The organism is Streptomyces sp. NPDC027663, assembly GCF_055566415.1.
In genome coordinates this window covers 166345-191476 of the sequence record NZ_JBVHSK010000008.1, presented here as the reverse complement: position 1 = coordinate 191476, position 25132 = coordinate 166345, and the positions used below count along the sequence as shown (strand labels likewise).

At 72.9% G+C, this 25132-nt stretch carries 24 protein-coding genes; 10 read left to right on the top strand and 14 right to left on the bottom strand.

The window, feature by feature from the left end:
* Positions 1-202 precede the first annotated feature (202 nt).
* On the top strand, positions 203-1867 hold the full coding sequence (locus ACZ4SF_RS22580; protein WP_468387242.1) for a protein kinase domain-containing protein: 1665 nt from the start codon (positions 203-205) through the stop codon (positions 1865-1867).
* A 227-nt stretch (positions 1868-2094) separates the two neighbouring features.
* On the opposite strand, the gene ACZ4SF_RS22575 is transcribed toward ACZ4SF_RS22580, so the two are convergent.
* Positions 2095-2637 (bottom strand): bacterial proteasome activator family protein, encoded by a 543-nt coding sequence (locus ACZ4SF_RS22575; protein WP_468387239.1) that lies wholly within the window; start codon positions 2635-2637, stop codon positions 2095-2097.
* Positions 2638-2810: 173 nt separating this feature from the next.
* On the opposite strand from ACZ4SF_RS22575, the gene ACZ4SF_RS22570 reads away from it, so the two are divergent.
* Complete coding sequence (locus ACZ4SF_RS22570) at positions 2811-3518, top strand: hypothetical protein (RefSeq protein WP_468387236.1); 708 nt, start codon at positions 2811-2813, stop codon at positions 3516-3518.
* 132 nt (positions 3519-3650) lie between these two features.
* Here the strand turns inward: ACZ4SF_RS22570 and ACZ4SF_RS22565 are convergent, their stop codons facing one another.
* The 7 genes from ACZ4SF_RS22565 to pdhA form a co-directional block, all read right to left on the bottom strand.
* Entirely contained in the window at positions 3651-4631 is a 981-nt protein-coding gene (locus ACZ4SF_RS22565; RefSeq protein WP_468387233.1) for an NAD(P)H-quinone oxidoreductase, read from the bottom strand.
* Positions 4632-4660: 29 nt separating this feature from the next.
* On the bottom strand, positions 4661-5761 hold the full coding sequence (locus ACZ4SF_RS22560) for a potassium channel family protein (RefSeq protein WP_468387230.1): 1101 nt from the start codon (positions 5759-5761) through the stop codon (positions 4661-4663).
* Positions 5758-7143, bottom strand: a complete 1386-nt coding sequence (locus ACZ4SF_RS22555) for a molybdopterin molybdotransferase MoeA (RefSeq protein ID WP_468387227.1) — start codon at positions 7141-7143, stop codon at positions 5758-5760. Before ACZ4SF_RS22555 ends, ACZ4SF_RS22560 begins: the two co-directional genes overlap by 4 nt.
* Positions 7140-8051, bottom strand: coding sequence for an NTP transferase domain-containing protein (locus ACZ4SF_RS22550; RefSeq protein WP_468387224.1), 912 nt, complete (start codon positions 8049-8051; stop codon positions 7140-7142). Before ACZ4SF_RS22550 ends, ACZ4SF_RS22555 begins: the two co-directional genes overlap by 4 nt.
* 70 nt (positions 8052-8121) lie before the next feature.
* Positions 8122-9510 (bottom strand): dihydrolipoamide acetyltransferase family protein, encoded by a 1389-nt coding sequence (locus ACZ4SF_RS22545; protein ID WP_468387221.1) that lies wholly within the window; start codon positions 9508-9510, stop codon positions 8122-8124.
* Positions 9510-10514: an alpha-ketoacid dehydrogenase subunit beta gene (locus ACZ4SF_RS22540; RefSeq protein WP_468387218.1), complete on the bottom strand. Its 1005-nt coding sequence runs from the start codon at positions 10512-10514 to the stop codon at positions 9510-9512. The genes ACZ4SF_RS22545 and ACZ4SF_RS22540 overlap by 1 nt, the downstream gene beginning before the upstream one ends.
* Positions 10511-11677, bottom strand: coding sequence for a pyruvate dehydrogenase (acetyl-transferring) E1 component subunit alpha (gene pdhA, locus ACZ4SF_RS22535; RefSeq protein WP_468387215.1), 1167 nt, complete (start codon positions 11675-11677; stop codon positions 10511-10513). The genes ACZ4SF_RS22540 and pdhA overlap by 4 nt, the downstream gene beginning before the upstream one ends.
* A 175-nt stretch (positions 11678-11852) precedes the next feature.
* Between pdhA and ACZ4SF_RS22530 the strand changes: the two genes are divergently transcribed.
* Positions 11853-12350, top strand: coding sequence for an Lrp/AsnC family transcriptional regulator (locus tag ACZ4SF_RS22530; RefSeq protein WP_468387212.1), 498 nt, complete (start codon positions 11853-11855; stop codon positions 12348-12350).
* Between the two features lie 2 nt (positions 12351-12352).
* On the opposite strand, the gene ACZ4SF_RS22525 is transcribed toward ACZ4SF_RS22530, so the two are convergent.
* Positions 12353-12940 (bottom strand): TetR/AcrR family transcriptional regulator, encoded by a 588-nt coding sequence (locus ACZ4SF_RS22525; protein ID WP_468387209.1) that lies wholly within the window; start codon positions 12938-12940, stop codon positions 12353-12355.
* The gene (locus ACZ4SF_RS22520; protein ID WP_468387207.1) at positions 12937-14451 is read right to left on the bottom strand and encodes a 3-hydroxyacyl-CoA dehydrogenase; all 1515 of its coding nucleotides are present in this window, start codon (positions 14449-14451) and stop codon (positions 12937-12939) included. Before ACZ4SF_RS22520 ends, ACZ4SF_RS22525 begins: the two co-directional genes overlap by 4 nt.
* A gap of 159 nt (positions 14452-14610) precedes the next feature.
* On the opposite strand from ACZ4SF_RS22520, the gene paaN reads away from it, so the two are divergent.
* The gene (gene paaN / locus ACZ4SF_RS22515) at positions 14611-16302 is read left to right on the top strand and encodes a phenylacetic acid degradation protein PaaN (RefSeq protein WP_468387204.1); all 1692 of its coding nucleotides are present in this window, start codon (positions 14611-14613) and stop codon (positions 16300-16302) included.
* A gap of 52 nt (positions 16303-16354) precedes the next feature.
* On the opposite strand, the gene ACZ4SF_RS22510 is transcribed toward paaN, so the two are convergent.
* The 3 genes from ACZ4SF_RS22510 to ACZ4SF_RS22500 are packed head-to-tail and all read right to left on the bottom strand — an operon-like array spanning position 16355 to position 19253.
* Positions 16355-17110: a TrmH family RNA methyltransferase gene (locus ACZ4SF_RS22510; protein ID WP_468387202.1), complete on the bottom strand. Its 756-nt coding sequence runs from the start codon at positions 17108-17110 to the stop codon at positions 16355-16357.
* Positions 17107-18318 (bottom strand): HTTM domain-containing protein, encoded by a 1212-nt coding sequence (locus ACZ4SF_RS22505; protein ID WP_468387199.1) that lies wholly within the window; start codon positions 18316-18318, stop codon positions 17107-17109. Before ACZ4SF_RS22505 ends, ACZ4SF_RS22510 begins: the two co-directional genes overlap by 4 nt.
* The gene (locus tag ACZ4SF_RS22500; RefSeq protein WP_468387598.1) at positions 18315-19253 is read right to left on the bottom strand and encodes a DUF5819 family protein; all 939 of its coding nucleotides are present in this window, start codon (positions 19251-19253) and stop codon (positions 18315-18317) included. The genes ACZ4SF_RS22505 and ACZ4SF_RS22500 overlap by 4 nt, the downstream gene beginning before the upstream one ends.
* Positions 19254-19662: 409 nt before the next feature.
* Between ACZ4SF_RS22500 and paaA the strand changes: the two genes are divergently transcribed.
* From paaA to ACZ4SF_RS22470, 6 genes are all read left to right on the top strand, one after another.
* Positions 19663-20679 carry a 1,2-phenylacetyl-CoA epoxidase subunit PaaA gene (gene paaA / locus ACZ4SF_RS22495; protein WP_468387196.1) on the top strand — a complete coding sequence of 339 codons (1017 nt, stop codon included), beginning with the start codon at positions 19663-19665 and terminating at the stop codon, positions 20677-20679.
* Positions 20676-20963 carry a 1,2-phenylacetyl-CoA epoxidase subunit PaaB gene (gene paaB, locus ACZ4SF_RS22490; protein WP_046418297.1) on the top strand — a complete coding sequence of 96 codons (288 nt, stop codon included), beginning with the start codon at positions 20676-20678 and terminating at the stop codon, positions 20961-20963. The genes paaA and paaB overlap by 4 nt, the downstream gene beginning before the upstream one ends.
* Before the next feature lie 26 nt (positions 20964-20989).
* On the top strand, positions 20990-21691 hold the full coding sequence (gene paaC / locus ACZ4SF_RS22485) for a 1,2-phenylacetyl-CoA epoxidase subunit PaaC (RefSeq protein WP_468387597.1): 702 nt from the start codon (positions 20990-20992) through the stop codon (positions 21689-21691).
* A complete protein-coding gene (paaD, locus tag ACZ4SF_RS22480) occupies positions 21685-22218 on the top strand; it encodes a 1,2-phenylacetyl-CoA epoxidase subunit PaaD (protein WP_468387193.1) in 534 nt (177 codons plus the stop codon). Before paaC ends, paaD begins: the two co-directional genes overlap by 7 nt.
* A complete protein-coding gene (locus ACZ4SF_RS22475) occupies positions 22218-23282 on the top strand; it encodes a 2Fe-2S iron-sulfur cluster-binding protein (protein ID WP_468387190.1) in 1065 nt (354 codons plus the stop codon). The genes paaD and ACZ4SF_RS22475 overlap by 1 nt, the downstream gene beginning before the upstream one ends.
* Positions 23283-23610: 328 nt before the next feature.
* The gene (locus ACZ4SF_RS22470; RefSeq protein WP_468387188.1) at positions 23611-24753 is read left to right on the top strand and encodes an acyl-CoA dehydrogenase family protein; all 1143 of its coding nucleotides are present in this window, start codon (positions 23611-23613) and stop codon (positions 24751-24753) included.
* A 38-nt stretch (positions 24754-24791) separates the two neighbouring features.
* Here the strand turns inward: ACZ4SF_RS22470 and ACZ4SF_RS22465 are convergent, their stop codons facing one another.
* The gene (locus tag ACZ4SF_RS22465; RefSeq protein WP_468387595.1) at positions 24792-25121 is read right to left on the bottom strand and encodes a rhodanese-like domain-containing protein; all 330 of its coding nucleotides are present in this window, start codon (positions 25119-25121) and stop codon (positions 24792-24794) included.
* Between the last annotated feature and the right edge of the window lie 11 nt (positions 25122-25132).

Genomic DNA, 25132 nt, shown 5'->3' with positions numbered 1-25132 from the left:
ACGCGCTGTCGTGCAAATTCTGTGTGCCGGTCGTACGGCCCCTGTAACGCTTGCGCGACGCTTCTTTCGCGTACGGTCACGGAACGGGCACCGAGCTTGACGTGTCGGTGCCCTGGGGCAGACTTGGCCGGGAATCACACAATGCGATCAAGGCCTGTCCGCCGGCTGACGGCGCCGTACGGCCAGTGGGGGACGCGGAGAGATGAGCCAGGACGGCGCACACGGCCGGTACGCGGGGCAGGCGCTGGCCGGTGGACGCTACCAGCTGCGCGACTTGCTGGGCGAGGGCGGCATGGCCTCGGTGCACCTGGCGTACGACGCGGTGCTGGACCGCCAGGTCGCGATCAAGACCCTGCACACCGAACTCGGCCGGGAACAGGCCTTCCGCGAGCGCTTCCGCCGCGAGGCACAGGCCGTGGCCAAGCTCACGCACACCAACATCGTCTCCGTCTTCGACACGGGCGAGGACGATCTGGGCGGCCTGGCGACGCCGTACATCGTCATGGAGTTCGTCGAGGGCCGGCCGCTGGGCTCGGTTCTGGAGGAGGACATCCGCCAGTACGGCGCGATGCCCGCCGACAAGGCGCTGAAGGTCACCGCCGATGTGCTCGCGGCCCTGGAGATCAGCCACGAGATGGGGCTGGTCCACCGGGACATCAAGCCGGGCAACGTGATGGTGACCAAGCGGGGCGTGGTCAAGGTCATGGACTTCGGCATCGCCCGCGCCATGCAGTCCGGCGTCACCTCGATGACCCAGACCGGCATGGTCGTCGGCACCCCGCAGTACCTCTCGCCCGAGCAGGCCCTGGGCCGGGGCGTGGACGCGCGCTCCGATCTGTACTCGGTCGGCATCATGCTGTTCCAGCTGGTCACCGGAAGGCTGCCGTTCGACGCGGACTCGCCGCTCGCGATCGCGTACGCGCATGTGCAGGAGGAGCCGGTGGCGCCCTCCTCGGTCAACCGCTCGCTGCCGCCCGCGGTGGACGCGCTGGTCGCCCGCGCGCTGAAGAAGAACCCGAACGAGCGTTTCCCGACCGCCGAGGCCATGCGCGACGAGTGCCTGCGCGTCGCGGCCTCCGTCCAGGCGGCCCCGCCGAGCATCGTGCCGGGCGCCGGGCCGGTGCAGAGCGGCTCGGGCGTCGGCTCCGCGGTGTTCCCGCCGGTCGACCGGACGACCCCGGCGCCGCCCGGACCGGTGCAGACGCCGTACCAGCCGGCTCCGGCCCCCAACCCGTACGGGCACCAGACGCCCCAGCATCAGACGCCCGTGCCCCACACGCCCGCCCCGGCCTACGGCTACCCGCAGCAGGGTGGCTACCAGACGCCGCCTCCGGTGGGCTACGGCCCGCAGGGCACCGCCCCGACCCCACCGCCGTACACCATCTCGCCGCAGCAGCCCGGCCGGCCCGCCGGCGGGGGCTCGAAGAGCAGGCCGGTGGTCGTCGGTTCGGTCGCGGTGGCGGCCGTCGTCATCGTCGGCGTGATCGTCGCGCTGACGCTGAAGAACGCCGGGGAGGACACCAAGGGCAGCGGTGGCTCGAGCGCCTCGGCGTCCTCGTCCCACCGGGCGGGCTACCGCGAGCCGGACCACAGCCGGAAGATCGACAAGGACGAGTGCAGCGAGCCGCGGGAGTCGTACACCGACCCGGACAAGGTCGAGATGCCCGACTTCCGGTACAAGGACATCACTTCGGTGAAGGAGTGCATGCAGGCGGCGGGCTGGAAGTGGAACATCGACGACGAGGACGACAACACGTGGCCCGACGGGGCCGTGCTGAAGCAGTTCCCCCAGCCGGGCACCGATGTCGACCCGGATGACGTGGGCAGCATCGAGCTGAGCGTGTCGACGGGCAATCCGCCGCAGTGATGCGGTGGCGGACGCCGTGATGCGGCGGCAGACGCAGTGATGGGGTGGCCGACCAGTGATGCGGTGGCCGATCCGGTGAAGCGGCGGCAGACGCAGTGATGCGGTGGCCGACCCGGTGAAGCGGCGGCAGACGCAGTGAGGGCCCGGCGGGTGACCGCCGGGCCCTTCGTTTGTCATGGCCTGTTGGCTTCTGACCTCGTCGCCTTCCGACGGGTCGGGGAGGCGGCTTAGAGGTACGGGCCGCCCGAGCGACCGCCCGCGTGGTGATCGTCCGCGCCCTCCAGACCGGAGACGCCCGGCGGGAGCGCGCGGCGCATCTGCTCCAGCTGGGCGCGCGCGGCCATCTGCTGGGCGAACAGCGTCGTCTGGATCCCGTGGAAGAGGCCTTCCAGCCAGCCCACCAACTGTGCCTGGGCGATCCGCAGTTCCGCGTCGCTCGGGGTCACGTCATCGGTGAAGGGCAGGGAGAGCCGTTCCAGTTCCTCGACCAGCTCCGGGGCGAGCCCGTCCTCCAGCTCCTTCACCGAGCTGGCGTGGATCTCCTTCAACCGCACCCGGCTGGCCTCGTCCAGGGGAGCTGCGCGCACCTCCTCCAGAAGCTGTTTGATCATGCTGCCGATGCGCATGACCTTGGCCGGCTGCTCCACCTGCTCCGTCACCGGGGTCTCGCGGGAGTCCTCGTCCCCGCCGCCGCCGAGCGCCATCCCGTCCTGACCCACGACGAGGATCTGGGGATTCTCCGGCGACCGTTCGTTCCTCGGCATCTCCATGCCGCCATTCTCTCGCACGCCACCACCTCATCACCGTGGTGCCCCCTCGTGGGGCTGATCCACCGTTTAGACCCGACGGCCCAATCCGGAATGCCTGATTGATTGACGAATGTGAGGCTTATTTCCGTCGGTTTTCCATCCGTCATGGCACCTGGCTCCGGGAGGTCGCCGACGTGGCTCCATGCCTACGACTCACACCGCGCTGCATCGGACTGCTGCTCGTCCTCGCGGCGGCAGCCCCGCCCGCGTACGGCACCACCGTCGCGTACGGCACCACACCCGCGCACGCCACCGAGGCGGACCCCGTCCGGGAGTCCGCCACGGGGCACCGGGACCAGCAGGGACCCACCGCGCGGGACGACGCCGCCCCGCAGCGCGGACAGCCGGAACAGGGACACCCCGGCCGCGGCCGCCCGGGCCAGGGGCCCTCGGCCTTCGCCGACCGCGCGCAGCAGGACTCGCCCGCCGCGGTTCCCATGCCGTCCGACTCCGCCTCGGCGTCGGTCCGCCCCTACGCCTCCGTCGCCGCCGCCGAGCCCTCCCGGGCGGGCAGCAGGGCCGGTGAGGGACGGATGCGGCCGGGACGGCCGGACGGGCCCGCAGCCGAGGTCGAGGGCGACGACGACCCCGTTCCCGCCACCGCCGCCGTACAGCCGGAGGAGCCGGAGACCGCGGAGACGCCGGCGGCTTCCCAGCCACCCGAGGAGGCCGGCCTCGACCCCGCGAAGCCCCCGGCACAACCCGCGGGCCGGCAGGCGGCCCAGCAGAACGAGACCGCCACGGAACCCGTCCTGCGCATCCTCCCGCTGGGCAGCGGCCTGGTCCTCATAGGTTTGGGCCTCGGCCTGGCCCTCCTCGGTCTGAGACTCCGCAAGACCTGACCGCGGAAACGACCGCAGAAATGACCGCGGAAACGACCGCGAAACGACAGCAGAACCGACCGGCTCAAGCCGAGGCCGGCCATGCGCACCGGTGCGGCGAGCCTCTCCCCTCAGGGTCCGGCGCGCCCCGCGCTACGGCGCCACCAGCAGCACCTTGCCGATGTGGCCGCTCTCCTCCACCAGGCGGTGCCCCTCGGCCGCCTGCGGCATCGGCAGAGCGCGGTCCACCACCGGGCGGACATGGCCCCCGGCGAACAGCGGCCACACGTGCTCGCGTACGGCGGCGACGATGGCCGCCTTCTCCTCCAGGGGGCGGGCACGCAGCGAGGTCGCGCTGATGGCGGCCCGCTTGCTCAGCAGCATTCCGATGTTCAGCTCGCCCTTGACGCCACCTTGCATACCGATGATCGCGAGACGCCCGTTGACGGCCAGGGCCTGCACGTTGCGGTCCAGGTACTTGGCGCCCATGTTGTCGAGGATGACGTCGGCCCCCGCTCCGTCGGTGGCCTGCTTGATCTCGGCGACGAAGTCCTGCTCGCGGTAGTTGATGAGCACGTCCGCGCCGAGTTCGGCGCAGCGCTCCAGCTTCTCCTTCGTGCCGGCGGTCACCGCCACCTTGACGCCGACGGCCTTGGCGAGCTGGATCGCCATGGTGCCGATGCCGCTGGAGCCGCCGTGCACCAGCAGGGTCTCGCCGGGGCGCAGATGGGCAACCATGAACACGTTGGACCAGACCGTGCAGACCACCTCGGGCAGTGCCGCCGCCTGCTCCAGACCGACGCCCTCGGGCACGGGCAGCAGCTGTCCGGCCGGTACGGCGACCTTCTCGGCATAGCCGCCGCCCGCGAGCAGCGCGCACACCTCGTCGCCGACGGCCCAGCCGGACACCCCGGAGCCGAGCGCGACGATCCTGCCGGAGCATTCCAGGCCGGGATACGGGGAGGCACCGGGCGGCGGGTTGTAGAAGCCCTGCCGCTGCAGGACGTCGGCACGGTTGACGGCGCTGGCCACCACTTCGACCAGCACTTCGCCCTCGCCGGGCACCGGATCGGGGACCTCGTCCCACACCAGCGCCTCGGGACCACCAGGTTCGGGAATCGTGATCGCATGCATGCCGGTGACGCTACTCCCCGGGCGGCCGGTCACTCGCGCGACATGGGGCGGATGTCCGGGGTGACCTGGGCACCAGGGGTGGCGCGGACGATGGTGATGAGCCGGTCCGTCAGCTGGAGGGTGCCGACGGACGGATCGTCGTATCCGAGCACCCGGTGCCCGCGGACGACGCTCACCACCAGGTCGTCCGTCTCGCGCGGCTTCTTGCCCACCTCGGCGCGCACCACCGGCCGCTCGACGAGGTCCAGCCCGCTGCCCTGCTGGATCAGGTCCTCCATGACCATGCCGGCGGCGGGGCTGAGCACGGAGAGCCCGAGCAGCCGGCCGGCCGCGGCGGAACTGGTGATCACCGCGTCGGCGCCGGACTGCTTGAGCAGCGGGGCGTTCTCCTCCTCGCGCACCGCCGCCACGATCTTGGCGCTGCGGTTGAGCTGGCGGGCGGTCAGCGTGACCAGGACGGCGGTGTCGTCGCGCTGGGGGGCGACGATGATCTGCCGGGCCTTGTGCACCTCGGCCCGTTTGAGCACGTCGCTGCGGGTGGCGTCGCCTATGACCCCGGCGTAGCCCTCGGCGTTCGCCGCGTCGATCACCTTCGAGCTGGGGTCGACCACGACCACCTGCTCCTTCTTCAGCCCGGTCACGCAGACGGTCTGGATGGCCGACCGCCCCTTCGTGCCGAAGCCGATGACGACGGTGTGGTCGCGCAACGTGGACCTCCAGCGGTTCAGGCGCCATTCCTCACGGGTGCGTTCGGTGAGGATCTCCAGCGTGGTACCGACCAGGATGATCAGGAACAGCACGCGCAGGGGTGTGATCACGAAGATGTTGGTGAGCCGGGCGGCGGCGCTGACCGGGGTGATGTCGCCGTATCCGGTGGTGGAGAGGGTGACGGTCGCGTAGTAGAACGCGTCCAGCAGGTCGACGGAGCCGTCGGGGGCGTTGTCGTGGTAGCCGTCGCGGTCGGCGTAGACGACCAGTGCGGTGGCGACCAGCACCACCAGGGCCATGACCAGCCGTTTGACGACCTGGCGGACCGGGCGCTCCACCACTTTCCTCGGGAGCTTCACCTGATGGGTCACCAGATGCTCGCCCGCCCGGCGGGCGATGGCGTCATGGCCCGGAAGTTTCACGTGAAACACACCCCGATTCCGGCGGTCGCCCAAGGCAGGTCCAGCAGTTCCGTCTCCTCGCCCTGCCGGGCCCCGCCTGGCGGTACGACGGCCAGCGCGTCGGCGGCGGCGATGCCGCGCAGCATGGCCGGGCCGTTGTAGTGCAGCGGTACGGCACGGTCGCCGCGCAGCACCACCGGGATGAGCCGGGTGTCGTACGGATGCCCCTGCACCGCGTCCTGCAGCGGCAGGGTGTACGGCTCGGGGGCGGGGTGGGCTGCGAGGGTCCGCAGCAGCGGCTCGGCGAGGGTGAGCAGGCCGGAGACGGCGGCGAGGGGGTTGCCGGGCAGCCCGACGAGGTGCTGGTCGTCCTTGGTGCGGGCCAGCAGCATGGGATGGCCGGGGCGTACCTTGACGCCGTCGACGAGGAGTTCGGCGCCGATGCGTGCCAGGGTCGGGTGGACGTGGTCGACGGGTCCGGCCGCGGTGCCGCCCGTGGTGACGATCAGGTCGGCGGAAGAGCCGGTGACCGCCTTGTGGAGCGCCCGGGCATCGTCACCGATCCGGCGTACGGCGACGACGTCGGCGCCCAGGGCGCGCAGCCAGGGCGGCAGCATGGGGCCCAGCGCGTCCCGGATCAGCCCGTCGTGGGGCAGGCCCTCGGTCAGCAATTCGTCGCCGAGGACGAGGACTTCGACGCGGGGGCGGGGCACGGCGGTGACGGTGTCGTAGCCGGCCGCGGCGGCGAGGCCCAGGACCGCGGGGGTGACCAGGGTGCCGACGGGCAGCAACTGGTCGCCCATGCGGCACTCCTGGCCGCGGGGGCGGATGTCCTGGCCGTGGAGCATGTCGCGGGTGGCGTGGAGCCGGCCCTGGGAGTCGGTACGGCCATGCTCGGTGCGCAGGACGGCGGTGGTGTCGGCGGGGATGCGGGCGCCGGTGGCGATACGGACCGCCTCGCCGTCGGTGAGCGGTTCGGGCTGGGCGTGCCCGGCGAGCACCCCCTCCTCCCGGACCTGCCAGGGGCCGGGACCGGCGACGGCCCAGCCGTCCATCGCGGAGGTGTCGAAGGAGGGCAGGTCGGTGAGCGCGTGCAGGGGGGTGGCCAGGACCAGCCCGAGGGCCTCGCCGAGCGGCATCGAGACGGGGGCGCGGCGGGCACGGGAGCGCGCGGCGCGGGCGGCGGTCTCGCGGGCCTGGGGCCATGGGGTGGCCTTGTGCCGCTCGGCGGACCGCTCACCGGGTGCCTGCGCGGCGGGGCCGGGCACCTGGCCCGTGCCGTCGTCCGCTCCGTCGTCCCGGGTTTCCCTGTGCGCGTCCCTCACCAGTGCCAGGGCCTCCTCGACATCGAGGTCGTCGGTGTCCTCGGCGGGTACCCGGGCCCGGGCGCCGGGGGCGGTCATCCGGCGTCCGGGGCGCTCGGGCCCCCGCTGCTGTCGTCCTTGCCCCCGTTGCTCTCCTCTTCCCACCGCAGGGCCAGCGCGGTGGCTCTGCGAGTGGCCTCGGCGACGGCCTCGGGGCCGCCCTTGCCCTGGGCCGCGGCGTAACCGACCAGGAAGGTGGTCAGCGGGGCTGCGGGCCGGGCCACGCCGTGTGCGGCGTCCCGGGCCAGGTCGAGCAGGGCGCCGGTGTCGACGTCCAGGTCGATGCCCAGCTCGTCCTTGACTGCGGAGATCCATTCATCCAACACGTGCCCATGCTCCCTGATGCGTGCCCTGGCGTCGGCGATGTCGTCCCAGGTGTCGCAGTCGAAGGACGCGAGCGGATCCGGGACACGGGTGAGGCGGAGGGCACCGGTGAGCCGGCGCAGGGGCAGCCCGGTGAGGCCGTCGTGCGCGGCGGCGAGGGCGGTCAGCTCGCGGCGCAGCGAGGCGGTGCGGTAAGCGGCGACGAGCGGCTGGTCGCGGCCGTCGCCGTCGGTGAGCAGCGCACCGTCGCAGTCCGGGTCCTGAAGGGCGGTCAGCAGCCGCTGGAGCGTGACCGGTCCGAGGAAGGGCAGGTCGGCGGAGAGGACCACGGTGTGCCCGGCGGTGGCGAGCCGCAGGCCGGCGTCCAGCGCGGCGACCGGGCCGCCGCCGGGCGGCTCCTCGCGCGCCCAGCGCACCGGCCGGGCGGTGGGCCGGGGTGCGGCCACGACGACCGTCGTCCGGGCGCCGGCGCAGGCAGCCAGCACCCGGTCGAGCAGCGCGCGGCCCCCGATCCGGACGCCGGGCTTGTCGGCGCCGCCGAGCCGCCGCGCGGCACCGCCGGCCAGCACGACGGCGTCGTACGGCGCGGGCGCCCGGGGTGCGGTGGGGGCGGTGTCGGTCACCCCCCGAGTATGTCCCGTCGGCCCCGCCTTGCGGACGCGGCGTACCTCACGGAGTGCGCACGCTCCTCTGTCACATCGTGCGCAGCAGCACCGCCGGCTGTTCCACGCAGTCCGCCACGTACCGCAGGAACCCGCCCGCCGTGCCGCCGTCGCACACCCGGTGGTCGAAGGTGAGCGAGAGCTGCACGACCTGGCGCACGGCCAGCTCGCCCTCGTGCACCCAGGGCCTGGGAACGATGCGGCCGACGCCGAGCATGGCCGCCTCGGGGTGGTTGATGATCGGGGTGGACCCGTCGACGCCGAAGACTCCGTAGTTGTTCAGCGTGAAGGTCCCGCCCGTGAGTTCGCCGGGCGTCAGCGTCCCTGCGCGCGCCGACTCGGTGAGCCGGGCGAACTCGGCGGTCAGCGATTCGGCGTCGCGGGCGTGGGCGTCCCGTACGACCGGCACGACCAGACCGCGCTCTGTCTGGGCGGCGAACCCGAGGTGGACGTGGTCGAGCCGGACGACCTCGCGGGCGTCGGTGTCGACGTAGGAGTTCAGCTCGGGGAACCGGGCGAGGGCGGCCGTGCAGATGCGGGCGAGCAGCGCGAGGAGGGAGATCTTCGGGCCTGCGGCCGCGTTCATCGCGGTCCGTGCGCGCATGAGTTCGGTCGCGTCGGCATCGACCCAGCAGGTCGCGTCCGGGATCTCCCGGCGGCTGCGGGAGAGCTTGTCGGCGACGGCACCGCGCACCCCCTTGAGCGGGATGCGGGTCCCGCCCCCGGCGACGGCCGCCGCCGGGGTCCGTACGGCCGGCTCCTCGACCGTGCGGGCCGGCGCGGCCCCGGCCCGCAGCACGCCCTCGACGTCCGCGCGCAGGATGAGCCCGGCCGGTCCTGAACCTGTCAGTCGCCGCAGGTCCACACCGTTGTCGCGGGCGAGCTTGCGCACCAGGGGGGAGATCACGGGAACCGGGCCCTCGGCGGGCGCCTGCGCGGGCGTCTGCGGCCGTGCGGGGGCCTGCGCCGGTGCCGTCACGCGCGCGTGGGAGGCCGTCGGGGCCGCCCCGGGCCGTACGGCCTGCCCGTTGTGGGAGGCCGTGCTCCGGTCGGCCCTGCCGTTGCCGGCCGCCGTGCCCGCCGGTGCCGAGCGGACCCGGCGTCGCCGGGCCGCCGGGGCCTGGGTGCCGTAGCCCACCAGGACGTTGCCGGAGCCCTCCGGCTCCGCGGACTGTTCGCCCACGGCGACCGTCAGCAGCGGGGCTCCGACGGGCAGCTCGGTGCCCTCGTCGCCGAAGCGGGCGGTGACCACACCGCCGTAGGGGCAGGGCACCTCGACCATCGCCTTGGCCGTCTCGACCTCGACCACCGGCTGGTCGACGGTGACCACGTCACCGACCTGGACCAGCCAGCGGACGATCTCCGCCTCGGTGAGCCCTTCGCCGAGGTCGGGCAGCTTGAACTCCAGCACCTGAGCCATCAGCCCTCGGCCTCCCACTGCAGCCGGGCCACGGCGTCCAGGATGCGGTCGACGCCGGGCAGGTGGTGCCGCTCCAGCATGGGCGGCGGGTACGGGATGTCGAAGCCGGCCACGCGCAGCACCGGGGCCTCCAGGTGGTGGAAGCAGCGTTCGGTGATGCGGGCGGCGATCTCGCCGCCCGGGCCGCCGAAGCCGGTGGACTCGTGGACGACGACCGCGCGGCCGGTGCGGCGGACGGCCGCGCAGACCGTCTCGTCGTCGAACGGCACCAGGGAGCGCAGGTCGACGACCTCCAGGTCCCAGCCCTCGGCCCGGGCGGCCTCGGCCGCCTCCAGGCAGACCGGCAGCGAGGGGCCGTAGGTGATGAGCGTGGCACTGCTGCCGGGCCGCCGGACCACGGCCCGGCCGATGGGCTCGACATCCGTCGGCTGCTCGGGGTTCCAGGTGTCCTTCGACCAGTACAGCCGCTTGGGCTCCAGGAAGACGACCGGGTCGTCGGAGGCGATGGACCGGCGCAGCAGCCCGTAGGCGTCGGCGACGGTGGCCGGGGTGACGACGTGGAGACCCGGGGTCGCCATGTAGTACGCCTCGGAGGAGTCGCTGTGGTGCTCGACGCCGCCGATGCCGCCGCCGTAGGGGACGCGGACGGTGATCGGCAGGGGCATCCGGCCGCGGGTGCGGTTGCGCATCCGGGAGACGTGACTGATCAGCTGCTCGAACGCCGGATAGGCGAAGGCGTCGAACTGCATCTCCACGACCGGCCGCAGACCGTACATGGCCATGCCGACGGCGGCGCCGAGGATGCCGGCCTCGGCGAGCGGGGTGTCGGTGCAGCGGTCCTCGCCGAACTCCTTGGCGAGCCCGTCGGTGACGCGGAAGACACCGCCGAGGGTGCCGACGTCCTCGCCCATGACGTGCACGGTCGGGTCGGCGGCCATCGCGTCCCGCATCGCCCGGGTGAGGGCCTGCGCCATGGTGGCGGGCTTGACGGCGACGGTGGTCATCGGGCGCCGCCTTCCTGCGCGCCGCGCTCGCCGTGCTGCTGCTCCTGCTCGGCCTCCAGCTCGGCCCGCAACAGGGCGCGCTGTTCGCGCAGTTGCGCGGTGGTCTCGGCGTAGACGTGGTCGAAGAGGTCCATGGGGTCGAGTTCGGGGTCCCGGTTCATGCGTTCCCGCAGGGAGGCGGCCATCGTCTCGGCGTCCTGCCGGGCGGCTTCGATGCCGGCCTCGTCGAGCAGTCCGCGTGTGGTGAGTTCGCGTTCCAGCAGCGTGATCGGGTCGTGGGCGCGCCACGCCTCGACCTCGGCGTCGCCGCGGTAGCGGGTGGCGTCGTCGGCGTTGGTGTGGGCGTCGATGCGGTACGTCACCGCCTCGATCAGGGTCGGGCCGCCGCCCGCGCGGGCGTGCCGTACGGCGTCGCCGAGGACCTCGTGCACGGCCGCCGCGTCGTTGCCGTCGACCAGCCGGCCCGGCATGCCGTACCCGACGGCCTTGTGGGCCAGGGAGGGCGCGGCGGTCTGCTTGGCGAGCGGGACGGAGATGGCGAAGCCGTTGTTCTGCACCAGGAAGACGACCGGTGCCTGCCAGACGGCGGCGAAGTTCAGCGCCTCGTGGAAGTCGCCCTCGCTGGTGCCGCCGTCGCCGACCATGGCGAGCGCCACCACGTCGTCGCCCTTGAGGCGGGCCGCGTGCGCGAGGCCCACGGCGTGCGGCAGCTGGGTGGCCAGCGGGGTGCTGAGGGGGGCCACACGGTGGGCGTAGGGGTCGTAGCCGCTGTGCCAGTCACCGCGCAGCAGGGTCAGCGCCTCGGCGGGGTCCACGCCCCGGGCGACGACGGCGAGCGTGTCGCGGTAGCTGGGGAAGAGCCAGTCGCGCTCCTCCAGCGCCAGGGCGGCGGCGACCTCGCAGGCCTCCTGGCCGGTGCTGGACGGGTAGACGGCGAGCCGGCCCTGCTTGGTGAGCGCGGTGGCCTGCGCGTTGTAGCGGCGCCCGCGCACCAGCTGGGCATAGAGCCGGCGCAGCAGCTCCGGGTCGGCCTTGCCGGCCGCCTCGGTGCCCAGAACGCGGTACGGCTCGGCGTCGGGCAGCAGCGGCGCGGGGTCCATCCTGGGCTGCCAGGCGGGCGGCGGCGATGGCCGGTACGCGCCCCGCTGCTCCAGAACCGTCATGACGGCACCTCCTCGTGGGAGCGGCTACGGGAGGCGTGTCGGCTGTGACCCGCCTCACCTACCGATTGTTCGGTCGTCGGCACATTTTGGCTACAGGCCCCTTCAGGCTGTGGACAAACGGTTCTCCACAGCCTGCAATGAACGCAGGACGTCCACGGCGATGAAGCGGGGGGACATGGCACCTGAACAAATGGCCGACGGATCACAGGAACGCGCCGCACTGCCGCCGCGCCCGCTGGACGCGGTCGATCAGGACATCCTCAAAATCCTCCAGGCCGACGGACGCGCCTCGATACGGTCCGTCGCCGAACGCGTCCACGTCTCGCGGGCCAACGCCTACGCGCGCATCAACCGGCTCGTCGAGGACGGGGTGATCCGTGGCTTCAGCGCGCGCGTGGACCACGAGCGGGCGGGCCACAGCACGTCGGCCTACATCACGCTGAAGATCGTCCAGAACACCTGGCGCACGGTCCGCGAGCAGCTCAGGCAGCTGCCCGGCGCCTCCCACATCGCCCTGGTCGGCGGCGACTTCGATGTACTGCTGCTGGTGCACACGCCCGACAACAGGGCGCTGCGCGAGCTGGTGCTCACACGGCTCCAGGCGATCCCCGAGGTGCTCAGCACCCGCACGCTGCTGGTGTTCGAGGAGGAGGACCTGGAGCCGGACGGCTGAGGTCAGTCCTCGCGCAGCCCCGCGAAGACCAGCCGGACGACGGCGTCGGCCACCTCCCGGTCGCTCGCGCCCCGCGCGTCCGGCCGGTACCACTCCACGATCGAGTTGATCATGCCGAAGACCAGCCGGGTGGCCAGGCGGACCTCCACGTCGCCGCGTACGTCCCCGTCGGCCGCCGCCGCCTTCAGCAGCTCGGCGACCCGGTGGTCGAAGTCGCGCCGCCGCTCCAGCGCCCAGCGCTCGGTCTCCGTGTTGCCCCGCACGCGCAGCAGCAGCGTCACGTAGGGCAGCTCGGCTATGAGCACCTCGACCATGCGGCGCACGACGTGCTCCAGCCGGTCCGCGGATGCGCCCGCGCGCGCGTGCTCCTCGTCCAGGATGGCGAACAGACCGTCCAGAGCGCGGCTGACGGCCCGGCGGAGCAGTTCCTCCTTGCCGCTGACGTGGTGGTAGATCGACGACTTGGAGATGCCGGCCGCCTTGGACAGGTGCTCCATGGAGGTGCCGTCGTAGCCACGCTCGTTGAAGACCCGCACGGCGACCGAGAGCAGCGTCTCGGGGGTGTACGTGTCGCGCTTGGCCGTGGTCATGAGGTGCCCTCCCGCTTGTCGATGGCGTACGCGTGCCGGTAGAGCGCAAGGGAGGGCGCGTAGCGTCCGGAGGGGTCGCGCTCGTGCATCTCGTCCAGGACGTCGAAGGCGAACTCCCGGCCGATCCTGCGGTCCCATTCGAAGGGGCCCACCGGGTAGTTGACGCCCAGGCGCATCGCGGTGTCGATGTCCTCCTCGGTGGCCACGCCCTTGGCGACGGCGTCGTGGGCGAGGTCGATGATCCGGGCGACCGTGCGGGCCACGATCATGCCGGGGACGTCACCGATGACGCTGACCTCCTTGCCGAGCGCCTGGAACAGGCCGGTGGCCTCGGCGAGGGTCTGCGGCGAGGTGTCCTGGGAGGCGGACAGGGCGATGCGGCCGGCCGCACGGTAGTCCAGGGCGAGGTCGAAGTGGACGACGTCCCGGAACTCCGCGGAGATCTGGCCGTTGGCGAGGACCAGCCGGCCGCCGCCGGGCAGCACCAGGCGGGTGCCGTTGTCCTCGTCCTCCGCACGGACCTGGATGCCCGCCTCGCGGATCAGCGCGAGCAGTTCGGCCGCCGGGCCGAGGTCGCCCTCGGCGACGACGTGGGCGGGCGGCTGCTGCTTGTCGGCCGTGTGCGGCTCGGGCCGCTCGGCGTCTTCCGCGTAGTCGTACCAGCCGTGCCCGGTCTTGCGGCCGAGCCGGCCGGACTCCACCAGCCGGCGCTGGGCCAGGGACGGGGTGAAGCGCACGTCCTGGAAGAAGGACTGCCACACCGAGTGGGTGACGGACTCGTTGACGTCCTGGCCGATCAGGTCGGTCAGCTCGAAGGCGCCCATCCGGAAGCCGCCGCTCTCGCGCAGCACCGCGTCGATGGTCGCCGGGTCGGCGGCCTGGGCCTCCAGGACGGCGAACGCCTCGGCGTAGAAGGGGCGGGCGATGCGGTTGACGATGAAGCCCGGGGTGTCCGCGCAGGCCACCGGGGTCTTGCCCCAGGCGCGGGCGGTCTCGTACGCGCGCGTGGCGGACGTGACGTCGGTGGCGAAGCCGGAGACCACCTCGACCAGCGGCAGCAGCGGCGCCGGGTTGAAGAAGTGCAGGCCCAGAAAGCGGCCGGGGTGGCGCAGGGCGCCGCCGATGGCCGTCACCGACAGCGAGGAGGTGTTCGTGGCGAGCAGGCAGTCCTCGGCGACGAACTCCTCCAGCTCGGCGAAGAGCCGCTGTTTGACGTCCAGCCGCTCCAGTACGGCCTCCACGATCAGCCCGGAGTCGGCCAGCTCCGCCATGGTGTCCACGGGCTCCAGGCGAGCCCGGGCCGCGTCCCGGGCATCAGCGGTGAGCCGGTCCTTCGCCACGAGCCGGTCGAGACGGGCGCCGATCGCTTCGGCCGCCTCCCGGACCTGCCCGGGTACGGCGTCGTACAGCCGCACCCGGTGGCCGGCGGCCAGCGCGACCTGGGCGATTCCCTGGCCCATGGTGCCGGTGCCGACGACGGCCACGGGGCTGCTGAGGTCGAGTGCTGTCATGTGCGCGATCCTCCCGCACGACGTTTTCCACAGATGCGGCGGACCCCCTTGTCCCGACCGATCGTTCGGTTACTCTAGCTCTGACCGTCTCATCCCGCTGCTCTTTCTGCCAGGTCCCGAACTCGACGACGAGTTCTCCAGACGAGGAGTTGGTCCCGCATGGCCGCCGAACTGACCACGCACGAGCTGATCGAGAGGCACCGGCCCACGCTCGACCAGGCTCTGGAAGCGATCCGCACGCGCGCGTACTGGTCCCCGCACCCCGAACACCCCAAGGCGTACGGCGAGAACGGCAGCCTGGACGCGGCCGCGGGCAAGGCCGCCTTCGACGCCCTGCTCGGCACCCGCATCGACCTCGGCCAGCCGGGCACGGACGGCTGGGTGGGCGGCGAGGTCTCTCCGTACGGCATCGAGCTGGGCGTGACGTACCCGCACGCGGACGTCGACGTGCTGCTTCCCGCGATGCAGGCGGGGCAGCGGGCCTGGCGGGACGCGGGACCCGAGGTCCGGGCGGCGGTCTGCATCGAGATCCTCAAGCGGATCAGCGACCGGACGCACGAGTTCGCGCACGCCGTCATGCACACCAGCGGACAGGCGTTCATGATGGCGTTCCAGGCAGGCGGCCCGCACGCCCAGGACCGCGGCCTGGAGGCGGTGGCGTACGCGTACGCGGAGCAGGTCCGCACGCCGGGGACGGCGGAGTGGACCAAGCCGCAGGGCAAGCGCGACCCGCTGGCCCTCACCAAGCGGTTCACCGCGGTGCCGCGGGGCATCGCCCTGATGATCGGCTGCAACACCTTCCCCACCTGGAACGGCTACCCGGGCCTGTTCGCCTCTCTCGCCACCGGCAACGCGGTCCTGGTCAAGCCCCACCCGCGCGCGGTGCTGCCGCTCGCGCTGACCGTCCAGGCCGCCCGGGACGTGCTGGCCGCGGCCGGCTTCGACCCGAACCTGGTGGCGCTGGCCGCCGAGGGCGCCGGCGAGGGCATCGCCAAGACCCTCGCCACCCGCCCCGAGATCAGGATCATCGACTACACCGGGTCGACGTCCTTCGGCGACTGGCTGGAGGCCCACGCCCGTCAGGCACAGGTCTACACGGAGAAGGCCGGCGTCAACACGGTGATCGTCCACTCCACGGACGACTACAAGGGCATGCTGTCCAACCTGGCGTTCTCGCTGTCGCTGTACAGCGGCCAGATGTGCACCACCCCGCAGAACCTGCTCATCCCCCGGGACGGCATCGGCACCGACCAGGGCCCCAAGACCTTCGACGAGGTCACCGCCGACCTCGCCCGCGCGGTCGACGGCCTGCTCGGTGACGACGCGCGCGCGAACGCCCTGCTGGGCGCGATCGTCAACCCGGACGTCAAGGCCCGCCTGGAGGCCGCGGCCGGCCTCGGGGAAGTCGCCCTCGCCTCCCGCGAGATCACCAACCCGGAGTTCCCGGGCGCGGTGGTCCGTACTCCGGTCATCGTCAAGCTGGACGGCGCCAAGCCGGACGACGAGGCCGCCTACATGAGCGAGTGCTTCGGCCCGGTGTCCTTCGCCGTCGCGGTCGACTCCGTGACGGACGCGGTGGAGCTGCTGCGCCGCACGGTCCGGGAGAAGGGCGCGATGACGGTCGGCGCGTACACCACGGACGCCGAGACCGAGCGGGCCGTCGAGGAGGTCTGCCTGGAGGAGGCGGCCCAGCTCTCGCTCAACCTGACCGGCGGGGTCTACGTCAACCAGACGGCCGCGTTCTCCGACTTCCACGGCTCGGGCGGCAACCCGGCGGCCAACGCGGCCCTCACCGACGGCGCGTTCGTGGCCAGCCGCTTCCGGATGGTGGAGGTGCGCCGGGAGGCGTGACGCTCCCCTGCGGGGCGCCGTGCGGCCGCGGCAGCGGACGGCACCGCGCCCCTCACGGGGCGCCGTGCGCCCCCGGATCGGCACTCCAGTGGTAGAGCGTCATGGCCACGCTCGTGGCCAGGTTGTAGCTGGAGACCTGGGGGCGCATCGGCAGCCGCAGCAGATGGCCGGCACGGGCGCGCACCTCGGCCGACAGGCCGGTGCGCTCCGAGCCGAAGGCCAGCACGGCGTCGTCCGGCAGCGCGACGCCCCGGATGTCGTCGCCCTCCGGGTCGAGCGCGAACAGCGGCCCCGCGGGCAGCTCGGCGACGTCGAGCCGTTCCACGGCGGTGGCGAAGTGCAGCCCCGCGCCACCGCGTACGACGGTCGGGTGCCAGGGGTCGAGTGTGCCGGTGGTGACGACCCCGGTCGCCCCGAAGCCGGCGGCCAGCCGGATCACGGCGCCCGCGTTGCCGAGGTTGCGCGGGTTGTCGAGGACCACGACGGGGGCGGTACGCGGCGTGCGGGCCAGCGTCCGCAGGTTGGCCGCGCGGGACGGCCGTACGGCGAGCGCGGCCACGCCCGTCGGATGGGGGCGCGGGACGAGGGAGGCATACACCGGCTGGGGCACCTCCGTCAGGAGGGCGTCGAGGGCGTCGCGAACGTCCCCTGCCAGCTCCTCGGCGAGGGCGAGCGCGGCCTCCCGGTCGGTGGCGACCGCGACCGGCACCTCGGCCCCGAAACGCAGCGCGTGCTTCAGCGCGTGGAAGCCGTCGAGCAGCACGGCGTCGGCCGCGTGCGCGCGCCAGCGGATCAGGGGGTCGGTCATGCGGTGAACCCTACGCGGCCGGAAGTGCTGTCCTCCGGGGTGCGCGGCGGGGGCACCGTACGGCCGCCGTGCCGCACGAACCGTCCGCGGGCGCGTTCCGCCAGGGCTCCCAGCCTGCGCAGGAAGGACGTCGGCAGGAAGACCGCGTCTGCGGCGATCATCGCCAGCGAGAAGAACGGCAGGCCGAGGACGACCGCGATCACCACGTGCTCGGTCATCATCAGCACCAGCAGGGCGTTCTTGACCCGCCGGTTGCACAGGGTGAACGGGAAGGCGACCTGCGCCATGACCGTCACGTAGGCCGCGATCATCATGATGGTGCCGCTGGAGGACATCAGGTCGGCGAGGGCCGGCCAGGGCGAGAAGTAGTCCAGGTGGAGCGGGTAGTAGACGGCCGTGCCGTCCTGCCAGCGGGATCCCTGGATCTTGTACCAGCCGGCCGTGGCGTAGATCAGGCAGGCCTCGGCCATGATCACTGCCAAGGCGCCGTTGTGCAGGACGTTGGCGACGACGTCCAGCATCATCCGCGGCTCCTGCCAGGCCGCCCGGCGGCTGACGGCCCACCACAGGCCGAGCACCGCCCAGACCGTCCACAGCAGCGTGGGGATCAGCCATCCGTTGTCGAAGCGGCCGGTCAGCGTCACCGTGCCGAGAGCCGCCCCCAGCACCGCCCACAGCGCCGGCCCGACCCGGTCGGCGGGCACGTGCTCCCCACGCGCGCGTGCCGCCTGGCGCTGGGCCGCACGCCGGGCGTCGAGGGACCACACCTGGCCGCACCGTGTGAACACCAGGTAGATGGACATCAGGTGCAGCACGTTGTCGCCGCCGTCGCCGATGAAGACACTGCGGTTCTGCAGCGACAGCACGCCCACCATGAACAGCACGGACGCGGTCCGGGTGCGCCAGCCCAGCAGCAGGGCTGCGCTCGCGAGGATCGCCAGGGCGTAGAAGCACTCGAACCAGAGCTGGCCGTCGGACCACAGCAGCGCCGTGAAGGCGTGGTTGTCCCGGGTCAGCTGCCGGGCGAGGTTCCAGCCCCACGGGCCGGAGGGGCCGTACAGCTCCTGGCGGTGGGGGAACTCGCGCAGCAGGAACAGCAGCCAGGTCATGGCGAAGCCGATCCGGACCACGGCCGTCTGGTACGGCCCGAGGGCCGCCTCGGTGACCCGGGCGACACCGCGCGACAGCGCTAGGGAGAGCTGGTTCACCGCACGCCCCCCGCCGCTTCGTCGGCCGTCGGCGACCACCAGGGCAGCAGCCGGTAGACGGGCTTGTCGGACACCCGCTCACGGCTCCACGCCGGCGGCTGCACGTTGGTGGTGCTGGAACGGACCTGCACGCGTTGTATCCGGCCTTCCCGGCTCGTCGGGTCGTCCCGGTACAGGCGCATGACCACGATCCGGCGCAGGTACTGCTCGGACAGGGACCCGCGCATGCCCACGGGACGGTTGTCGGTGCTGTGCGTGGCCGCGAAGAAGTCCCAGGCCCGGCGCAGCTCGTTCTGCTGGGTGTGGCTGGGCACCGGGTTGCCGTCGATGGCGGCGCCGTCCTGGGCGGACAGGTCGGTCCAGCCGGTGGTGCGCAGGCCGCCGTCGTGCATCCGCACCTCGGCGCGCACCTGGACGGCGATGTTCTGCTGCAGCGGGTTCGGGGCGAACAGCTTCCAGTTCTGCTCGAACTCCGGGTACACCCATTCCTCGACCGCTTTGCCGTGCTGCTTGGTCACGGTGTTGGCGGGGGCGAGGCTGAGGAACACCATCAGCACGTGCACGAGGGCGCCGACGGCGACCACCGCGAGCGCCAGCGCCGCACCGACCTGGTAGCGCAGGGAGAGCGCGGCGACACCGGTGCGGGGTGGGTTCGCCGGGGTGCCCGGGGGAGACGGTGCCGGCCGCGGGGCGGGCGCCGCGGTGGGGGTTCCGGTGCCGGGGGCTCCGGTGCCGGGGGCTCCGGTGCCGGGGGCTCCGGTGCCGGGGGCTCCGGTGCCGGGGGCTCCGGTGGCGTCCGGAGTCCGGTCGTCCTCAGTTCCCGGCAGGCCTGAGGCGCCCGTGGCCGAAGGCCCCGGGGGTTCTTCCGGGAGACGCGTCCCGGCCGACCCGTCCGGACCCAGGGGGCCCCGCGAGTCCTCGTCGTACGCGTCCATTCCGTCCCGTCCCCCGTTTCGGTTCATGCGTTCAGCTCGGTCGTCCGGCGCGCCGCTCCGGCCGGCGGTTCGGCCGGGCGGGTCGGCTCCGTCGCGCGGCCTACGTCACAGGCGCCGCACGCTTCACGAGCGCCACGTCTCGGCGCTCGCACGGAACGGTACTCAGCCACAGGCCCCGGGCGCAGCCCCGGGTGCGGACCGACGGCGGTGGTCCTCGCCACGTCATGCGGCCCGGCCGCCGTCCCCGGCCTCCCTCCCGGCCCGTAGCCGTGGATCCTCCACAGGCGGCGCGAGGAGTTTTCCACAGCGGTTGACACCCCACTGCGGCCCGGCACACCATGGATGCGCATGGACCGAACGATCGGTCGGGACAGTGTTCAACAGCAGAGCCCGAGGTCAGGGGGACCGCATGGCGACAGCAGCCGCGCAGCGCACGGCCCGTTCGGAGACGGACGGCGCCCCGGACACCGTCGACACGACGGCCTACCAGCGCGCCTTCGACGCGGCCGTGGCCGCCGACGAGCGCATCGAACCGCGCGACTGGATGCCGGACGCCTACCGCGCCACCCTGGTCCGGCAGATCGCCCAGCACGCGCACTCCGAGATCATCGGCATGCAGCCGGAGGCGAACTGGATCACCCGCGCGCCCTCGCTGCGGCGCAAGGCGATCCTGATGGCGAAGGTCCAGGACGAGGCCGGCCACGGCCTGTATCTGTACAGCGCGGCCGAGACCCTCGGCACCGGCCGCGACGAGCTGCTCGACAAGCTGCACAGCGGCCGCCAGAAGTACTCCTCGATCTTCAACTACCCGACCCTGACCTGGGCCGACGTCGGTGCGATCGGCTGGCTCGTGGACGGCGCCGCGATCACGAACCAGGTCCCCCTGTGCCGCTGCTCCTACGGGCCCTACGCCCGCGCGATGGTGCGGATCTGCAAGGAGGAGTCCTTCCACCAGCGCCAGGGCTACGAGCTGCTGCTGGCCCTCAGCAAGGGCACTCCCGAACAGCACGCCATGGCGCAGGACGCGGTGGACCGCTGGTGGTGGCCGTCCCTGATGATGTTCGGCCCGCCCGACGACGAGTCCCAGCACTCCGCGCAGTCCATGGAGTGGAAGATCAAGCGCCACTCCAACGACGAGCTGCGGCAGCGTTTCGTGGACATCTGCGTCCCGCAGGCCGAGTCCCTCGGCCTCACCCTGCCCGACCCGGACCTGCGGTGGAACGAGGAGCGGGGACATCACGACTTCGGTCCGATCGACTGGTCGGAGTTCTGGCAGGTCCTCAAGGGCAACGGTCCGTGCAACGAACAGCGCATCACCCAGCGCAGGCGCGCGCACGACGAGGGCGCGTGGGTACGGGAAGCGGCCGCGGCCTACGCGGCCAAGCACACCGGCAGCACCGGTGAGACGGGAGCGACTCGAGCATGAGCACCACCGACTGGCCCCTGTGGGAGGTCTTCGTGCGCTCCCGGCGCGGCCTCTCCCACACCCACGCCGGCAGCCTGCACGCACCCGACGCGGAGCTGGCCCTGCGCAACGCCCGCGACCTGTACACCCGGCGCGGAGAGGGCGTCTCGATCTGGGTAGTCCCGGCAACCGCGATCACCGCCTCCTCGCCGGACGAGAAGGACCCGTTCTTCGAGCCGGCCGCCGACAAGCCCTACCGGCACCCGACCTTCTACGAGATCCCGGACGGGGTGAAGCACCTGTGACCGCCACCGGCCCCGCCACCGTCCCGGTGACCGCCGCACTCGCCCTCGGCGACGACGCCCTGGTGCTCTCCCACCGCCTGGGGGAGTGGGCCGGGCACGCCCCCGTCCTGGAGGAGGAGGTCGCCCTCGCCAACATCGCCCTGGACCTGCTCGGCCAGGCCCGGGTGCTGCTGTCGCTGGCCGGTGACGAGGACGAGCTGGCCTTCCTGCGCGAGGAGCGCGCCTTCCGCAACCTCCAGCTGGTCGAGCAGCCGAACGGCGACTTCGCGCACACCATCGCCCGCCAGCTGTACTTCTCCGCCTACCAGCAGCTGCTGCACACCGAACTCGCCGCGGGCGACGGTCCCTTCGCGCCGCTCGCCGCCAAGGCGGTCAAGGAGGTCGCCTACCACCGCGACCACGCCGAGCAGTGGACGCTGCGGCTCGGCGACGGCACGGAGACCAGCCACGAGCGGATGCAGCGGGCCTGCGACGCACTGTGGCGGTTCACCGGGGAGATGTTCCAGCCGGTGGAGGGTCTGGACGTGGACTGGCCGTCCCTGGAGGCCCGTTGGCTGGAGTACATCGCCGATGCACTCGGCCGGGCGACCCTCACCCTCCCCGAGGGGCCGCGCACCGGCGCCTGGTCGGCGGGTGCCGGCCGGGAGGGCGTGCACACCGAGTCCTTCGGGCGGATGCTCGCCGAGATGCAGCACCTGCACCGCAGCCACCCGGGGGCGGCATGGTGACCGCCACCGCCCTGGAGGCGGAGCTGCTGGAGCTGGCCGGCGGGGTGCCCGATCCCGAACTGCCCGTCCTCACCCTGCAGGAGCTGGGCGTGCTGCGTGCGGTGCACGTCCACGGCACGGACACGGTGGAGGTCGACCTGACCCCGACCTACACCGGCTGCCCCGCCCTGGAGGCGATGAGCCTGGACATCGAGCGGGTGCTGCGGGCCCACGGCATGCGCGAGGTCACCGTCCGCACGGTGCTCACGCCCGCCTGGTCGACCGACGACATCACCGCCGAAGGCCGCCGCAAGCTCCAGGAGTTCGGTATCGCTCCCCCGCGTGTGGGCGCCGCCCCCGGGCCGGTCCCGCTGACCCTGGGCCCGACGCGTACGCACGCCACCGGGCCCGCGGCCGAGCCGGTCCGCTGCCCGCACTGCGGCTCGGCCGACACCGAGCTGCTGAGCCGGTTCTCGTCCACCGCGTGCAAAGCGCTGCGCCGCTGCCTGGCCTGCCGTGAACCCTTCGACCACTTCAAGGAGTTGTGATGGCGCGCTTCCACCCGCTCCCGGTGGCCGCGGTCGACCGGCTCACGGACGACTCCGTCGCCCTCACCTTCACCGTCCCGCCCGAGCTGCGGGAGGAGTACCGGCACGCGCCCGGCCAGCATCTCGCGCTGCGCCGCCGGGTCGACGGCACGGAGATCCGGCGCACCTACTCCATCTGCTCCCCCGCCCCCGACCCGGCCGGCGAGGGGCCGGGCACGCTGCGCGTGGGGGTGCGGCTGGTCGAGGGCGGGGCCTTCTCGGCGTACGCGCTGAAGGAGATCAACGTCGGGGACGAGCTGGAGGTCATGACCCCGGCCGGCCGCTTCACCCTGGAACCGGCGCCGGGTCTGTACGCGGCGGTGGCCGGCGGCAGCGGCATCACCCCGGTGCTGTCGATCGTCTCCACACTGCTGGCGCGCGAGCCGGGGGCCCGGTTCTGCCTGATACGCAGCGATCGTACGGCCGCCTCGACGATGTTCCTGGAGGAGGTCGCCGACCTGAAGGACCGCTACCCGGAGCGGCTTCAGCTGGTGACCGCGCTCTCCCGGGAGGAGCAGCAGGCGGGTCTGCCGACGGGCCGGCTCGACCGGGAGCGGCTCTCCGGGCTGCTGCCCGCGCTGCTGCCGGTGGAGCAGGTGGCGGGCTGGTTCCTGTGCGGGCCGTACGGGCTGGTGCAGGGAGCGGAGCAGGCGCTGCGCGAGCTGGGCGTGGACCGGACGCGGATCCACCAGGAGATCTTCCACGTGGACGCGGGATCGGCCCCGGCGGCCACCTCCGCGGCGCCCGCGCACAGCACCGTCACCGCCCGGCTGGACGGGCGCGGCGGCAGCTGGCCGGTGCAGGAGGGCGAGTCCCTGCTGGACACGGTTCTTCGCAACCGCCCCGACGCGCCCTACGCCTGCAAGGGCGGGGTGTGCGGGACGTGCCGGGCCTTCCTGGTCTCGGGCGAGGTGCGCATGGACCGCAACTTCGCGCTGGAGGCCGAGGAGACGGAGGCCGGCTATGTCCTGGCCTGCCAGTCGCATCCGCTGACGGAAAGGGTGGAGCTGGACTTCGACCGCTGAGGTCCGACCGCCCGGCGTACGGGCGGCCGGCGGGAGGCCGGCGGGGGAGCGCCGGTGGCCCGCGGCACGGCCGGGCGGAGCGGGGCCGGCCGTCGTACGGGACCGGGCGGTCCTGCGACGGTGCGGTGGTCCCGAGTGATGTCCGTGCGCCGCGTGCCGCGACGGCAAGGGGAGGGTACGCCCGGCCGCACGGTCGTTCTCCGCAGCACCCGGGCGCTCCGCGGCCGTTCCCTTCTCCTAGAACCTGTTCTATCTTGACGGTCCGTCAGACGACCTCGGGCGCCGTGGATCGCCCTTCAGTTGACCGGACCCTCCGGGAGGACAGGCCGTGGACTTCACCTTCAGCGAGGAGCAGCAGGCGGCGGCCGAGGCGGCGCGGGGGGTGTTCGCCGGTGTCGCGCCGGACGGGGTGCCCAGCCCGGCGCTCACCACCGGTGCCGTGGCCGAGGGATTCGACCGGGAGCTGTGGACGCGGCTGGCCGGCGCGGACCTGCTGAGTCTGCTGCTCGACGAGGCGCACGGCGGGGCGGCCCTTGACGCGATCGCGCTGTGTCTGGTGCTGCGCGAGGCCGGCAAGGTGCTCGCCCGGGTGCCGCTGCTGGAGCACAGCGCCGCCGCGGCGGCCGTCCAGGCGCACGGCGGGAAGGAGCAGGCGGAGCGGCTACTGGCCCGGGCGGGACGGGGGGAGCTGGTGCTGACCGTTGCGGCGCAGGGGCGTACCGGACACGACCCGGCCGAGCTGGCCGTCACCGCGCGGCGGGACGGTCGGGTGTGGCTGCTGGACGGGGTGCAGACGGCGGTGCCGTGGGCGTACGACGCCGACCTGATCGTCGTACCGGCGCATGTCGAGGGCACGACGGCCGACCGGACCGTGCTGGCGCTGGTGCCGCGCGAGACACCGGGGCTGCTGCTCGCCGAGCAGGTCTCCACCAGCGGCGAGCGGCTGGCCGAACTGCGGCTGCAGTCCGTGCGGATCGAGGCCGGCGAGGTGATCGAGGCGGACGGGGCCTGGGAGTGGCTGCATGCGCTGCTCGTGACCGGCACCTGTGCGCTGGCGCTGGGGCTGGGCGAGCGCGTGCTGCGGATGACCGGGGAGTACACCGGCAAGCGGGAACAGTTCGGGCATCCGATCGCGACGTTCCAGGCGGTGGCGGTGCAGGCCGCGGACCGGTACATCGATCTGCGGGCCATGGAGGCCACCTTGTGGCAGGCCGCGTGGCGGATCGCATCGGGGGCGCCGGGGGCGCTGCCCGCCGCCGGGGACGTCGCCGTGGCGAAGATCTGGGCGGCGGAGGGCGTACGGCGGGTGGTGCAGACGGCACAGCATCTGCACGGCGGGTTCGGCGCGGACACCGACTACCCGCTGCACCGTTACCACGCCTGGGCCAAGCACCTGGAGCTGGCGCTCGGCCCGGCGGCGGCGTACGAGGAGAGGCTCGGCGACCTGCTGGCCGCCCATCCCCTCGGCTGACGGGACCGGAGGGGCTCCGGCTACAGGACGAAGCCCGGTTACAGGACGAAGCCGGGCTTGCCGTCCTCGGTGATCACCGGGCGGCCCGTGGCGTGCCAGTACTGCATGCCGCCGTCGACGTTCACCGCGTCGATGCCCTGCTGGACCAGGTACATGGTCACCTGGGCCGAGCGGCCGCCGGAGCGGCAGATGACGTGGACGCGGCCGTCCTGCGGGGCTGCCTCGGTCAGCTCGCCGTAGCGGGCCACGAACTCGCTGACGGGAATGTGCAGGGCTCCCTCGGCGTGGCCCGCCTGCCACTCGTCGTCCTCGCGGACGTCCAGCAGGAAGTCGCCGTCCTTGAGGTCCGTGACCGGGACCGTGGGCACACCAGCTCCGA

Coding starts and splice junctions, on each gene's coding strand:
- ACZ4SF_RS22580 (WP_468387242.1), top strand. CDS start 203: ATGAGCCAGGACGGCGCACACGGCCGGTACGCGGGGCAGGCGCTGGCC.
- ACZ4SF_RS22575 (WP_468387239.1), bottom strand. CDS start 2,637: ATGGAGATGCCGAGGAACGAACGGTCGCCGGAGAATCCCCAGATCCTC.
- ACZ4SF_RS22565 (WP_468387233.1), bottom strand. CDS start 4,631: ATGCATGCGATCACGATTCCCGAACCTGGTGGTCCCGAGGCGCTGGTG.
- ACZ4SF_RS22555 (WP_468387227.1), bottom strand. CDS start 7,143: ATGACCGCCCCCGGCGCCCGGGCCCGGGTACCCGCCGAGGACACCGAC.
- ACZ4SF_RS22545 (WP_468387221.1), bottom strand. CDS start 9,510: ATGGCTCAGGTGCTGGAGTTCAAGCTGCCCGACCTCGGCGAAGGGCTC.
- ACZ4SF_RS22540 (WP_468387218.1), bottom strand. CDS start 10,514: ATGACCACCGTCGCCGTCAAGCCCGCCACCATGGCGCAGGCCCTCACC.
- pdhA (WP_468387215.1), bottom strand. CDS start 11,677: ATGACGGTTCTGGAGCAGCGGGGCGCGTACCGGCCATCGCCGCCGCCC.
- ACZ4SF_RS22530 (WP_468387212.1), top strand. CDS start 11,853: ATGGCACCTGAACAAATGGCCGACGGATCACAGGAACGCGCCGCACTG.
- ACZ4SF_RS22525 (WP_468387209.1), bottom strand. CDS start 12,940: ATGACCACGGCCAAGCGCGACACGTACACCCCCGAGACGCTGCTCTCG.
- ACZ4SF_RS22520 (WP_468387207.1), bottom strand. CDS start 14,451: ATGACAGCACTCGACCTCAGCAGCCCCGTGGCCGTCGTCGGCACCGGC.
- paaN (WP_468387204.1), top strand. CDS start 14,611: ATGGCCGCCGAACTGACCACGCACGAGCTGATCGAGAGGCACCGGCCC.
- ACZ4SF_RS22510 (WP_468387202.1), bottom strand. CDS start 17,110: ATGACCGACCCCCTGATCCGCTGGCGCGCGCACGCGGCCGACGCCGTG.
- ACZ4SF_RS22500 (WP_468387598.1), bottom strand. CDS start 19,253: ATGGACGCGTACGACGAGGACTCGCGGGGCCCCCTGGGTCCGGACGGG.
- paaA (WP_468387196.1), top strand. CDS start 19,663: ATGGCGACAGCAGCCGCGCAGCGCACGGCCCGTTCGGAGACGGACGGC.
- paaB (WP_046418297.1), top strand. CDS start 20,676: ATGAGCACCACCGACTGGCCCCTGTGGGAGGTCTTCGTGCGCTCCCGG.
- paaD (WP_468387193.1), top strand. CDS start 21,685: ATGGTGACCGCCACCGCCCTGGAGGCGGAGCTGCTGGAGCTGGCCGGC.
- ACZ4SF_RS22475 (WP_468387190.1), top strand. CDS start 22,218: ATGGCGCGCTTCCACCCGCTCCCGGTGGCCGCGGTCGACCGGCTCACG.